The following is a 12,350-nucleotide window of genomic DNA, read 5'->3' as shown; positions in this document are numbered from 1 at the left end:
GGCAAGCATTGTCGTGCAAGAGGGTGCAGGGGGCACGGGCTCTCACCCCGGCAGCAGCACCTTCAGGTGCTCCACGAAGGCGCGCACACCCTTGGACAGCGTGCGTCCCGCCAGCGTCTGCAGCTCGATGGCGCGGGCGTTCATGCCGCGCTCGCGGATGGTGGCGGCATGCAGCTCGCCGCGCTGTATGCGTTCGCGCATGGTGACCTCGCCGCCCAGGGACAGGCCGCCGCCGTGCAGCACGAAATGCACCAGCGTCTCGAACTGGCCGCTGACCAGGGCGGGCTCGAACACCAGGCGCCGGTGGCCGCAGGCGATGTCGAAGAGCTGGCGCGCGGTGTTGGCGTCCTCGGGCAGGGCGATGGGATGGGGATGCATCTGGGCCAGGGTGAGACTGGCGTGCCGGGCCAGCGCGTGGTCGGGCCGCATGATGGCGACCACCGGGGAAGTCTGGCGGTGCCAGACCTCGATGTCGCGCTCGGCCGCGCGGCTGTAGGTCAGGCCCAGATCTGCCTCGCCGCCGAGCACCGCGCGGGTCACGGCGGCCGGCGCCTCCACGCGCAGGTGGAACTGCATGCCAGGATGCTGCTCGCGAAACAGCGCCATGGCGCGCGGCAGGAACTCGATGGCGAAGCCGCCCGAGCTGCACACGCGCACCAGGCCCCGGCGCAGGCCCTGCAGCGCCTCGATGTCCGAGACCACGCGGTCGGCCTCCAGTGCGCCGCGCCGGGCATGGGCGGCCAGCAGCTCGCCAGCGGGGCTGGGGGCCATGCCGCGGGGCAGTCGCTCGAACAGCGGCACGCCCAGCATCTCCTCGAGGCCGGCGACCTGCCGGCTCACGGCAGAGGGCGAGACGCTCAGCCGCGTGGCGGCTTCGCTGACCGAGCCGCTGCGCACCACTTCGAGAAAGTAGCGCAGTGCCGTGTCCTGGAGACGGTTGGAAAGCATGGCGGCGGGTTTGCAGGTTTGCGAAAAACGCAACGATAAGCCGAGAAAAAGGCGATTGTCGAAATATTTTCGCCTGCTTATGCTGACTTCGTTCTGTCACGAAAGCGGGGAAATCCATGGAGTCGAACGCAAGTGCAGCCGTGTCCGGGCCTGGGCTGGCACAAGGGGGAGATGCCATCGTGGAGATGTCGGCCACCGCGCTGTCCGGGGCCATCCACCGTCGCGCTCTGTCCTGCGAGGAGGTGCTGCATGCCTACTGCGCGCAGATCGACCGGCTCAACCCGGTGGTCAATGCGTTGGTGGCTCCCATGGACCGCGATGGCTTGCGCGGCCGGGCCCGCGAGCTGGACGCGCTGCTGGCGCGCGGCCGCAGCCTGGGACCGCTGCACGGCTTTCCCCAGGCGCCCAAGGACATCATGCCGGCCGCCGGCATGGTGACGACCAAGGGCTCGCCCCTCTTCGCGGGCCAGGTCTCGCAGGCCGATTGCGTGGTCTTCGAGCGCATGCGTGCGGGCGGTGCGCTGTTCGTGGCGCGCAGCAATTCCCCGGAGTTCGGCCTGGGAGGCCACACCTACAACCCGGTCTATGGCACGACGCGCAATGCCTTCGATCCCTCCCGCTCGGCCGGGGGCAGCAGCGGCGGGGCCGGCGTGGCCGTGGCGCTGCGCATGCTGCCCGTGGCCGATGGCTCGGACATGATGGGCTCGCTGCGCACGCCGGCCGCCTTCAACCATGTCTATGGATTGCGCACCTCGGTGGGCTGCGTGCCGCATGGTCCCTCGGAAGAGGTGTTCTGGCAGCAGTTCAGCGTTGCCGGCCCCATGGCGCGCGACATTCCGGACCTGGCCCTGCTGTTGTCCGTGCAGGCGGGCTTTGACGCCCGCCTGCCGCTGACGCACCGCAGCGAGCCCGTCCGGGACTGGACCGCGCTGCTGGAGCGCGACTGCAAGGGCCTGCGCATAGGCTGGCTGGGAGACCTGGGCGGCCATCTGCCGATGGAGCCGGGCCTGCTCGAGACCTGCCGCGCGGCGCTGCGCCATTTCGAGGCCGCAGGCTGCTCGGTGCAGGAAGTTCTGCCAGCCTTCGATTTCGAGCGCCTGTGGAACGCCTGGATCGACCTGCGCAGTTTCAGCGTGGCCGGGGCCAATGCCGCGCTGTACCGCGATCCGGCAAAGCGCGCGCTGCTCAAGCCCGAGGCCATCTGGGAGATCGAGCGCGGCCTGGCCTTGCCGGCCATGGCGGTCTACGAGGCAGCGCGCGTGCGCTCGGCCTGGTACGAGACGCTGCGCCGCCTGTTCGAGCGTCACGACTTCCTCGTGCTGCCCGCAGCCCAGGTCTTCCCCTTCGATGCGGCGCAGGACTGGCCCCATGCCGTGGCCGGCCGCGAGATGGATACCTACCACCGCTGGATGCAGACCGTGGTGCCCGCCACCATGGCCGGGTTGCCGGCCCTGGCGGCGCCTGCGGGCCTGGGGCCCGGGGGGCTGCCCGCGGGGTTGCAGATCATCGGCCCGGCCCAGGCCGACCTGCAGGTGCTGCAGATCGGCCATGCCTATGACCGGGCTGGCGGCTTCTCGCGGGTGCGCAGCCCGCTGCTTGACTGAGTTGTTCCAGGTTTCCGTTCCCTCGTCCCCAGGAGATCCGTGCCATGGTCTTGTCCCGTTCCCGCTTCCTGTCGTGTCTGATGGCCTCGGCCATGGCACTTGCCGTTGCCAGCGTCCACGCCCAGGCCCCGGCCTATCCCGACCATGCGATCAAGCTGGTCGTGCCCTTCGCGCCGGGAGGCGCCACCGACATCCTCGGCCGGCTGCTGGCCACGGGGCTGTCGGAGAAGCTGGGCCAGCCCGTGGTCGTGGAAAACCGCCCCGGCGCGGGCACCGTGGTCGCGGGCGGGCTGGTGGCCAAGGCGCCGCCCGATGGCTACACGCTGCTGCTGGGCGCCAGCACCACGCTGACGCTGAACCCCGCGATCCGCGCCTCGCTGCCCTATGACCCGCTGCGCAGCTTCACTCCGCTGGGGCTGGTCTCCGACATGGGGCTGGTGCTCGTGGTCAACAACGACGTGCCGGTGCGAAGCCTCAAGGACCTGGTGGCCCTGGCCAGGGCCGAGCCCGACAAGCTGTCCTATGGGTCGTTCGGCACCGGGGCATCCGTGCATTTCGGCGGCGAAATGCTCAAGACCGCCACAGGCATGCGCATGGTGCATGTGCCCTTCAACGGCAGCTCGCCCAGCCTCACGGCGCTCATGGGCGGCCAGGTGCAGGTGGCCGTGGATACGGTGGTGGCCACCACGCCGCTGATCAAGGCCGGCAAGATCCGCCCCATCGCCGCCCTGGGCGCGCAACGCCTGCCCCTGCTGCCGCAGGTGCCCACCGTGGCCGAAAGCGGCTATCCGGGCTTTGCCATGGACACCTGGTTCGCCTTCCTCGCACCGGCCGGACTGCCCGCGCCCATCCAGAAGAAGCTGGAGAAGGCGCTGGGCGACACCATGGCCGACCCGGTGATGCAAAAGAAGCTCGTGGACATCGGCCTGTCGCCGGCCTGGGGCCCGGGCAGCGCGTTGCAGGAGCGCATCGAGCGCGAACTGCCCCGGATGCGCGCCGTCGCGGCCCGATCCGACATCAGGGTGGATTGACGCAGACCTCGATCCCGCAGGAAAGCTGCGGCAGGATTGGCGACAATGGGGGCTTCGCTTCTTCACCGCATCGACAACGAGACACCTGCCCATGCAATTCGCCGACCGTCTGAACAACGTAGAAACCTCCGCCATCCGCGAGCTGTTCAAGCTGCTGGGCAAGCCCGGCATCATCAGCTTCGCGGGCGGCTTTCCCGACAGTGCCATGTTCGACGTGGCCGGCATCAGTGCCGCCTCCCAGGCCGCGCTGCAGCAGGAGCCCGGCGCCGCGCTGCAGTACGGTGCGACCGAGGGCTACCAGCCCCTGCGCGAGCAGATCGCCGCCTTCATGGCCTCCAAGGGCGTGGGCGCGCTGGCGCCCGACCAGCTGGTGGTGACCACGGGCAGCCAGCAGGCGCTGGACCTGCTGGGCAAGACCATGATCAATCCCGGCGACAAGGTCATTGTCGAGGGGCCGACCTTCCTGGCCACCATCCAGTGCTTTCGACTGTATGGCGCCGAGGTCATCAGCGCGCCCATCGACGGCGAGGGCGCCCGGGTCGATGTGCTGGAGCAACTGATCGCCGAGCACCGCCCCAGGCTGGTCTACCTGATTCCCACCTTCGGCAACCCCAGTGGCGCCATGCTGAGCCTGGAGCGCCGCAGGAAGGTGCTGGAGCTGGCCGTCAAGTACCAGACGCTGGTGGTGGAGGACGATCCCTATGGCGACCTGTACTTCGGCGAGGCACCGCCGCCCAGCCTGCTGGCCCTGTCCGGCGAGGTGCCCGGCAGCCGCGACTGGCTGGCGCATTGCGGCTCGCTGAGCAAGGTGCTCAGCCCCGGTCTGCGCATCGGCTGGCTCGTGGCTCCCCAGGAGTTGCTGGCACGCGCCGTGATGTGCAAGCAGTTCAGCGATGCCCACACCAGCACCTTTGCCCAGGCCACGGCCGCGCAGTACCTGAAGTCCGGCGCCATGCCCGCCACCCTGGCCCATGTGCGCGAGGTCTATGCGCGCCGCGCCAGGACCATGGGCGATGCGCTGCGCGAGCAACTGGGCGATGCCGTGGAGTTCGTGCAGCCCAGGGGCGGCCTGTTCCTGTGGGTGCGCCTGACCGGCAAGGGTGGCGCGCTGGCCGATGCCGCAGAGCTGGCCAGGCGGGCCATCGCCCAGGGCGTGGCCTTTGTTCCGGGGGCGCCTTTCTTCGCGCAGAACCCTGACACCACGAGCTTTCGCCTGTCCTTCGCCACGGCGGACGAGGACAGGATCCGTGAAGGCATCGCGCGCCTGGCGCAGGCGCTCAAGGCATGAGCGCTGGCCATGAGGATGTGCAGGCCCTGCAGGCCCGCGTGATGGAGCTGGAGATCAAGGCCAGCTACACCGACGATCTGCTGGAACAGCTGAACCTGACCATCTACCGCCAGCAGCAGCAGATCGATCGGCTCATCGAGGAGCTGCGCGACCTGCGCCGCCGGGTCCCGGAAGGCGCCGCGCCCGGCGCTTCGAACCTGCGCGACGAACTGCCGCCGCACTATTGAGCGTGGGCCCCGGTCCGGCGGCCGCTCATTCGAGCGGCTCGCTGGCCACATGCTTCATCTTGCCCAGGAACAGGCGCAGGAAGAAGCCCGCCATGATCAGGATGAAGACGATGACACCCAGGCTCATCAGGCCATAGTCGGTGGAAAAGAGATCGATCATCAGCTTCACAAGTCCTCCTGTCGGTTGTTGGTATCGGTGGGGTTCCGGTCCAACTATCGCCGGGGCTGGCGCCCGGAGGCTTGTGCTGGGTCAACGCCGCGGGCCCGGGGGCTTGTGGCAGCGCAAACCCCGAGCCGGTTCAGCCGCGCGACGGCAGGCACCGCCCTGCCGCGACAGAGCGCGTCATGCCTCCCCAGGTGCCGGCATCGCCACCGCTGTCCGGCATGTGCCGGCCCTGCAAGGCGCGCGAAAATGCAGCCACGATGGCCCGCGACAGCCCCGCTTGCCGCGACAATACTGGCCGCATCGCGCAGACCCCGGCGCAGGACATTCAGAGGACAGCATGATCAATTGGTCACTTGACGCCGACACCGTCACCCACAGCATCCAGCTGGCGCTGGCGCCGGTGTTCTTTCTGACGGCCGTGGCCGGCATGATCGGTGCCGTGGCCGGGCGCCTGGCGCGCATCATCGACCGGGCGCGACGGCTGGAGGAGCTGCTGCGCTCCCCACAGGAGGAGGAGTTCATCGCCCGCAGCCTCAAGGAACTGCACTTCCTGCGCAAGCGCGGCCGGCTGGCCAATGTCTGCATAGGGCTGCTGACCTTGTGCGGCTTTTGCATCGGCCTGACCATCGCCCTGCTGTTCCTGGGCGAGGCCTACGGCATCAACGGCCATGGCTATGCGGTGCTGGGATTTCTCTTCGGCGTGCTGATGTTCCTCTCGGCCCTGGGCTGCTTCATGTGGGAAACCATCATGGCCACCAGCCTGCTGGACTTCCATACCCTGACCCGGGTGCGGGCGGCCGTTCGCACCATCCAGCGGCCTCAGCCCCTCGATCCGGTCCAGACCCCGCCGTCCGGCGAGCCGGCCCGGAGAACCTGACCGCGCTTGCGCGGACCTGGCCGGGCGCGCATCACTCCATCGGCTCCAGCCACGCCGCAGCGGCCTGGATCACGCAGTCGGTCAGGCGCTGCAGGCTGGCCTGGGCGTTGCGGGCGTGGGCCCAGTACATGGGAATGTCCAGGTCGTTGCCGGGCAACAGCTCGACCAGGCTGCCTTCGGCCAGTTGCGCGCCGATCATCAGCGGCGGATGCATGCCCCAGCCCATGCCCAGCTCGCAGGCCCGCGTATAGCCCTGGTTGGAGGGCAGGAAATGGCGTGGCGTGCTGCGCCTGCCCTCGATGCCCAGGCGCTGCAGCCACTGGTCCTGCAGGCTGTCCTTGCGGCCGAAGCTCATCATGGGCGCGCGCGCCATGGCCTCGGGCGTCGCTCCGCCGTGCAGGTGGCGGGCGATGAAGTCGGGGCTGGCGGCGGCCACGTAGCGCATGCGGCCCAGTGGCCAGGTGTTGCAGCCCGGGATGGCCGAGGAGGTGGCCGTGACCGCAGCCAGCACCTCGCCCTCGCGTATGCGCTTGGCCGTGTGGTCCTGGTCGTCGATGCTGATGTCCAGCAGCTCGTTGCCGTCGCGCGTGAAGGCGGCCATGGCATCCATGAACCAGGTGGACAGGGAGTCGGCGTTGACGGCGAGCTTGAGCGTGGGAAGGGCGATCTGCCCTTCGGGCACCAGCTCGGGATTCTTGCGCCGCAGATCGTTCTCCAGCAGGGCGACCTGTTCCACGTGCAGGCACAGCCTGCGACCGGCCTCCGTGCCCGTGCAGGGCTGGCCACGCAGCACCAGCACCTGGCCCACGCGCTCCTCCAGCAGCTTGATGCGCTGGGAGACGGCCGAGGGCGTGATGTGCAGCTTGCGTGCCGCACGCTCGAAGCTGCCTTCGCGCACCACGGCAGCCAGGGCTTCGAGTCCGGCGTAGTCGAGCATTAGTGTTTCTTCATTTGATTGAGTGAATGTAATTTTACTTAATCATTTGCCGATCGGACAATCCTGCCCATGTGGACTGCAAATGCTTCATCTTCCTGGCTGGCCGGCTTCACGGTGTGCCTTTCGCTCATCGTCTCCATCGGCGCCCAGAACCTCTATGTGCTGCGCCAGGCCGTGCATGGCCAGCATGTGCGCGCCTGCGTGGCCTGGTGCGTGGCCAGCGACGTGGTGCTCATCGGCGTGGGTGTCGCGGGCATGGCGCAACTGCTGGGCAGCAACCCCGACCTGGCCCGCTACCTGACCCTGGGCGGTGCCCTGTTCCTGCTGGCCTACGGGCTGATGGCGTTGTGGCGCATGGCCCTGGCGCCCGATGCGCAACTGGCCTCGACGGGGCAACTGGCGCCGCGCGGGCTGCTGGGCGTGCTGTCCACGCTGGCCGTGATCACCCTGTTCAATCCCCATGTCTACCTGGACACGGTGCTGTTGATGGGCTCGATAGGCGCGCGCCAGGAAGGCGCGCTCAAGTGGGTCTATGTCATCGGTGCGGCCTCGGCCAGCCTGTCGTGGTTCGTGCTGCTGGCCTTCGCGGGGCGCCGCATGAAGCGGCTGTTCGAGAAGCCGCGCGCATGGCGGATCCTCGATGGCCTGACGGGTGTGATGATGCTGGCGCTGGCCTGGTGGGTGGCCTCCAGCGCCATGGCGCCCGTGGGCACCTGAGGCCGCACGGGCGGGAAAGGGAGGCTCAGCCCGCCTGCTCCTCCTCGCCCGGAGCCCAGGTTCCCACGGCCTCGATGAGGTTCCAGCTGTTGCATTCGATGCAGTAGTGGCCCGTGGCGCCGGTCTTCTGGCTTTCGGCCTCGATGACGATCCGGTGTCCGTGGCGCTGCGCCTGGGACAGCGGGCGGATCTTGTCGTACTGGTAGCGCTCGGCCAGGTCGCCCCGGAAAGAGATGGTGATGCGGTCGCGCTTGGGGTAGTAGTCGCGTTCGTATTTGTCGAGCGTGCGCGTGGCGACGAGGCGGGCCATGCTGTCCGGAGAAGGTGCGCTCATTGGTGTCTCCCGATTTTATGAATGAGATGTGTCAAATTGTTTCATTGTCGTGCATGTGTTCTGCCAACGGCAACTGCAGCCCGGTCTTGAGGCGTTCCAGCGCGATCGACGTGGTGTAGCGGCGGATGTTGTCATCCCCCGCGAACAGCCGTGTCGCCAGCGCCTGGTACTCCTCCATATCGGCAGCCGTGACGATCAATGAATAGTCGGCTTCACCGGTCACGTAGTAGCACTGCTGCACGGCGGCCTCGCGTGCCACACGTGCGCGAAACGCCAGGGACAGGTCAGGGCGTTCGTTGGCCAGTTGCACACTGATGAGCACGGTGAGCGGCCGACCGACGCGCACCGGATCGACGACGGCGATGTTGGCGGCGATCACCCCCAGTTCGTGCAGCCGCTTGATGCGCCGCTGCACGGCGGGAGCCGACAGGTGCACTTTCTCGGCGATCAGCCTCTGGGGCGTGAGGTTGTCGCGCTGCAGGATGTCGAGAATGGCGCGGTCAAAGGCATCAAGGGAGATGGCAGGCATGGTCGGAATCGGAAAAAAGCGGCCCGAACGAGCGAAACTTGCGTCCGGGGGCTGAAAAACGAGTAATTTCTGGCGCTTGCCTGCAATATCGTACGCGCCATGACAACAAACACCCCATGGACCCGTGTCTGGCCGCTGCTGGCCGTGCTGGGCTCGGTCACGTCGCTGGGCGTCGGCACCTCGCTGGCCAAGCAGCTTTTTCCCGTGCTGGGCGCCCAGGGCACCTCGGCGCTGCGCGTGGGCTTCGCGGCCCTGATCCTGGTGGCCGTCTGGCGGCCCTGGCGCTGGCCGCTGGGGCGTGCGCAGGCCTGGGCGCTGCTGCGTTTCGGCGTGGCCCTGGGGGCCATGAACCTGCTGTTCTACATGGCGCTGCGCACCATTCCCTTTGGCCTGGCCGTGGCCATCGAGTTCTCGGGCCCTCTGGCCGTGGCCATCTACCACTCACGCCGTCCGGTGGACTTCGTTTGGCTGGCGCTGGCTGTCGTGGGCCTGGCGCTGATCCTGCCGCTGGGGGGCTCGGGGGCTGGCCAGTTGGTGCTGGATCCGGTGGGCATCGCCTGCGCGACGGGGGCGGCCATCTGCTGGGCGCTGTACATCCTGCTCGGCCAGCGCCTGGGCAGCGTGCCCAGCGGGCAGGCGGTGTCGTTGGGGCTGCTGTTCGCGGCCATGGTAGTCGTGCCTTTCGGCGTGGCCGAGGCGGGCTTCAAGCTGCTGCAGCCATCCGTGCTGCTGTTCGGCCTGATGGTGGCCGCGATCTCCAGTGCCTTGCCCTACACACTGGAAATGCTGGCGCTGCGCCGGCTGCCGCCTGCCACCTTCGGCATCGCCCTGGCCACGGAGCCGGCCATCGCGGCACTCATGGGCATGCTGCTGCTGCACGAGCAACTGATCGGCACGCAGTGGCTGGCCATCGCCTGCATCATGGGTGCGGCCATGGGCAGCGCGATCACGCGACCGTCATCGGCTGCGAAGGCACCGGTGGACGCCACGCCCGCCAGTTGACGGGCTGGCAGCTTGCGCCATGAAGAAAGCGCCGGCATGCGGCGCTTTCTTCTTTCGGGCAGTCCGGATCAGAAGGCCGGAACGACGGCGCCCTTGTACTTCTCGAGGATGAACTTCTTCACGTCAGGCGTGTGCAGGACGTTGACCAGCTTGGCGATGTTGGGATCGTTGGCGCGGTCCTGGCGCGACACCAGGATGTTGGTGTAAGGCGAGTCGGCGCCTTCGATGAACAGCGCATCCTTGGTCGGGTTGAGCTTGGCCTCGATGGCGTAGTTGGTGTTGATCAGGGCCAGGTCCACGTCACCCAGCGCGCGCGGCAGCAGGGGGGCTTCCAGTTCCTTGAACTTGAGCTTCTTGGGGTTCTTGGCGATGTCCAGCGGCGTGGGCGTCAGGCTCTTGGGGTCCTTGAGTTCGATCAGGCCGTTCTTGGCCAGCAGGATCAGGGCACGACCGCCGTTGGAGGGGTCGTTGGGGATGGCGATGGTGGCGCCGTCCTTCAGATCCTTGATGTTCTTGATCTTCTGCGAGTAGCCGCCGAAGGGCTCGACATGGACCTTGCCGTTGGGCACGGCCACCAGCGAGGTCTTGCGGTCCTTGTTGTAGCTGTCCAGGTAGGGCTGGTGCTGGAAGAAGTTCACGTCCAGCTGCTTGTCCTCGACGGCCGCGTTGGGCTGCACGTAGTCGCTGAATTCCTTGATCTGCAGATCGATGCCCTGGGCCTTCAGCGCCGGCTTGATGTGGTTGAGGATTTCTGCATGGGGCACGGCGGTGGCGCCGATCTTGAGCACGTCGGCGGCCTGGGCCGTCAGGGCCAGCGTGGCAATCGCGATTGCGGAGAGGGCTTTCTTCAACATGACCGAAGGACTTTCTTCAACGGGTTGCAAAAAACGCCGCAGGCCCGGTCGAATGGTTCTATGTCGGGCTGCACGGCAGGCAGGCGCATAGTCTAGTGCGGCGCCAGCGGCCGCGATGAACAATTTTGCTATTTGGTTATAAGGCTGTGGTTTTTTATGCAGATTCCTGCGATGCGGCCGCGCGTACCATGGCGGCCATGGACTCCGAAATGCTGCAAAAGCTGGTGCAGGTGCAAATGCCCTATGGCAAGTACAAGGGGCGGCTGATCGCCGACCTGCCCGGCAACTATCTCCACTGGTTTGCGCGCGAGGGCTTTCCCAAGGGCGAGCTGGGCCAGTTGCTGGCGCTGATGCGGGAGCTGGACCACAACGGGCTGTCGCACCTGCTGCAGCCGCTGCGTGACACAGCGCGCGGAGCCAACGCGGGTTCGTAAAAGTGCATAACACGCTCTAGGGCGCCAGCCCTTCCACAGTGTCCCGCAGCTGCTGCAGCACGGGGCCCAGCTCCGGCAGCGGCACCGAACTCAGGCCCAGGCGCAGTGCGTGGGGCGCATGCCTTGTCGTCGCATAGGCCCGGGCCTGCGAGACGGCGATGCCTTGCCCGGCCAGTGCCGTGGCCACCCGGTCCATTCGCAATGGCTCGGGCAGGCGCAGCCACAGGAACAGCGATGCCGGATGCCCGACCACATCCATGCCTGACAGCAGCCTGCGCGCAATGGCCTGCCTGCGCCGGGCTTCGCTGCGCATGAATTGCTCCTGCCGGCCCACTGCGCCACTGGCCATCCAGCGCGTGGCCATGGCCGTGACCAGGCCGGGCATGCTCCAGTGGCTGGCACGGACCACGGCCTTGACACGGCCTGTCCAGGCCTCTGGCACCACGATGAAGCCGAAGCGCAGCCCGCTGGCCAGGCTCTTGGAGAGGCTGGAGACATGCAGGCAAAGCTCGGGCGCCAGCGCCGCCAGCGGGGGAGGGGCCCGGCCGGCCAGATAGTTATAGGCGGCATCCTCGATCAGCAGGCAATCGTGGCGCCGCGCGATGTCCACGAGGCGCCTGCGCCGGGCCAGCGGCATCACCCATCCCAGCGGGTTGTGCAGCGTCGGCATGCAATAGATGGCGTGGATGCGGCGGCGTGCGCACAGTGCATCCAGCGCATCGAGGTCGGGGCCGTCCTCCAGGCAAGGCACGGGCCGCAGTGCCAGTTGCTGGAGATCGGCCAGCATCCTGAAGCCCGGATAGGTCAGCGCATCCACGGCGACGGCATCGCCCGGCTTGAGCAGGGCGCGCACGGCCATGTCCAGGCCCTGCTGTGCGCCGTTGACCAGGAAGATGCGCTCGGGCTCGGCGGTCAGGCCGCGCTCGCGGGCAAGAAAGTCGGCAACGATGCGCCGCTCGTGCAGGCGCCCCCCCGGTGGCTGCTGGTGCATGAGGGCGGCCAGGTCGCCGCCGGCCGCCAGCTCGCGCAGCATGGCGCGCAGCATCTCGGCCTGCCCGGGCCAGACCGGGTGGTTGAAGGACAGTTCGGCCGCGGACGCGCTCAGGCGGGCTTCGTCGCCACTGTCCCATTCGCGCTGCTGCGGCCTGTCGCGCACGAAAGTGCCACGTCCGGTCTCGCCGATGACCAGGCCCAGCTTGCGCAACTGTGCATAGACCTTGCTGGCCGAGGCCACGGCCAAGCCATGGCGGGCCGCCAGATCACGGTGCGTGGGCAGCAGGGCGCCGGGGGCGAGCCGACCGGTGCGGATGTCGGCGGCCAGTTGTCCGGCCAGAAGTGCCACGGGAGATGCAGGCATGGAATGTAACTAGGACAATTTTTTGATTGTTCCAGTCTAGACCGG

At 67.8% G+C, this 12,350-nt stretch carries 15 protein-coding genes; 8 read left to right on the top strand and 7 right to left on the bottom strand.

Translation table 11 applies throughout. From position 1 onward, the window contains the following. Positions 1-42: 42 nt before the first annotated feature. Entirely contained in the window at positions 43-948 is a 906-nt protein-coding gene (locus tag L1Z78_RS17960) for a LysR family transcriptional regulator (protein WP_234637740.1), read from the bottom strand. Between the two features lie 116 nt (positions 949-1,064). Between L1Z78_RS17960 and L1Z78_RS17955 the strand changes: the two genes are divergently transcribed. From L1Z78_RS17955 to L1Z78_RS17940, 4 genes are all read left to right on the top strand, one after another. After that, the gene (locus L1Z78_RS17955) at positions 1,065-2,552 is read left to right on the top strand and encodes an amidase (protein ID WP_234637739.1); all 1,488 of its coding nucleotides are present in this window, start codon (positions 1,065-1,067) and stop codon (positions 2,550-2,552) included. Between the two features lie 44 nt (positions 2,553-2,596). After that, complete coding sequence (locus L1Z78_RS17950; protein ID WP_234637738.1) at positions 2,597-3,583, top strand: Bug family tripartite tricarboxylate transporter substrate binding protein; 987 nt, start codon at positions 2,597-2,599, stop codon at positions 3,581-3,583. Between the two features lie 91 nt (positions 3,584-3,674). After that, positions 3,675-4,871 carry a PLP-dependent aminotransferase family protein gene (locus L1Z78_RS17945; RefSeq protein ID WP_234637737.1) on the top strand — a complete coding sequence of 399 codons (1,197 nt, stop codon included), beginning with the start codon at positions 3,675-3,677 and terminating at the stop codon, positions 4,869-4,871. After that, positions 4,868-5,098, top strand: a complete 231-nt coding sequence (locus L1Z78_RS17940) for a SlyX family protein (protein ID WP_234637736.1) — start codon at positions 4,868-4,870, stop codon at positions 5,096-5,098. The genes L1Z78_RS17945 and L1Z78_RS17940 overlap by 4 nt, the downstream gene beginning before the upstream one ends. A gap of 25 nt (positions 5,099-5,123) precedes the next feature. On the opposite strand, the gene L1Z78_RS17935 is transcribed toward L1Z78_RS17940, so the two are convergent. Continuing rightward, positions 5,124-5,258, bottom strand: a complete 135-nt coding sequence (locus tag L1Z78_RS17935) for a DUF3149 domain-containing protein (RefSeq protein ID WP_234637735.1) — start codon at positions 5,256-5,258, stop codon at positions 5,124-5,126. Positions 5,259-5,601: 343 nt separating this feature from the next. Here L1Z78_RS17935 and L1Z78_RS17930 point away from each other — a divergent pair, with 343 nt between their 5' ends. Beyond that, complete coding sequence (locus L1Z78_RS17930) at positions 5,602-6,141, top strand: DUF2721 domain-containing protein (protein ID WP_234637734.1); 540 nt, start codon at positions 5,602-5,604, stop codon at positions 6,139-6,141. A 31-nt stretch (positions 6,142-6,172) separates the two neighbouring features. Here the strand turns inward: L1Z78_RS17930 and L1Z78_RS17925 are convergent, their stop codons facing one another. Then, entirely contained in the window at positions 6,173-7,078 is a 906-nt protein-coding gene (locus tag L1Z78_RS17925) for an HTH-type transcriptional regulator ArgP (protein ID WP_234637733.1), read from the bottom strand. A gap of 69 nt (positions 7,079-7,147) precedes the next feature. Between L1Z78_RS17925 and L1Z78_RS17920 the strand changes: the two genes are divergently transcribed. After that, complete coding sequence (locus tag L1Z78_RS17920) at positions 7,148-7,795, top strand: LysE/ArgO family amino acid transporter (RefSeq protein WP_234637732.1); 648 nt, start codon at positions 7,148-7,150, stop codon at positions 7,793-7,795. Positions 7,796-7,820: 25 nt separating this feature from the next. Here the strand turns inward: L1Z78_RS17920 and L1Z78_RS17915 are convergent, their stop codons facing one another. Continuing rightward, the gene (locus L1Z78_RS17915) at positions 7,821-8,129 is read right to left on the bottom strand and encodes a hypothetical protein (RefSeq protein ID WP_234637731.1); all 309 of its coding nucleotides are present in this window, start codon (positions 8,127-8,129) and stop codon (positions 7,821-7,823) included. Between the two features lie 31 nt (positions 8,130-8,160). Further along, entirely contained in the window at positions 8,161-8,658 is a 498-nt protein-coding gene (locus L1Z78_RS17910) for an Lrp/AsnC family transcriptional regulator (RefSeq protein WP_234637730.1), read from the bottom strand. Positions 8,659-8,757: 99 nt separating this feature from the next. Between L1Z78_RS17910 and L1Z78_RS17905 the strand changes: the two genes are divergently transcribed. Next, complete coding sequence (locus tag L1Z78_RS17905) at positions 8,758-9,660, top strand: EamA family transporter (protein ID WP_234637729.1); 903 nt, start codon at positions 8,758-8,760, stop codon at positions 9,658-9,660. 68 nt (positions 9,661-9,728) lie between these two features. Here the strand turns inward: L1Z78_RS17905 and L1Z78_RS17900 are convergent, their stop codons facing one another. Further along, positions 9,729-10,514, bottom strand: a complete 786-nt coding sequence (locus tag L1Z78_RS17900; RefSeq protein WP_234637728.1) for a MetQ/NlpA family ABC transporter substrate-binding protein — start codon at positions 10,512-10,514, stop codon at positions 9,729-9,731. A gap of 197 nt (positions 10,515-10,711) precedes the next feature. Here L1Z78_RS17900 and L1Z78_RS17895 point away from each other — a divergent pair, with 197 nt between their 5' ends. Then, entirely contained in the window at positions 10,712-10,948 is a 237-nt protein-coding gene (locus tag L1Z78_RS17895) for a DUF3820 family protein (protein WP_234637727.1), read from the top strand. A 16-nt stretch (positions 10,949-10,964) separates the two neighbouring features. Here L1Z78_RS17895 and L1Z78_RS17890 read toward each other — a convergent pair whose 3' ends face one another. Then, complete coding sequence (locus L1Z78_RS17890) at positions 10,965-12,305, bottom strand: PLP-dependent aminotransferase family protein (protein ID WP_234637726.1); 1,341 nt, start codon at positions 12,303-12,305, stop codon at positions 10,965-10,967. Positions 12,306-12,350: the final 45 nt, after the last annotated feature.

The sequence above is a fragment of the Delftia tsuruhatensis genome (genome assembly GCF_903815225.1).
In the GTDB taxonomy this organism is placed as follows: Bacteria; Pseudomonadota; Gammaproteobacteria; order Burkholderiales; family Burkholderiaceae_C; genus Comamonas; species Comamonas tsuruhatensis_A.
This window is presented reverse-complemented; position numbering and strand designations above follow the sequence as displayed.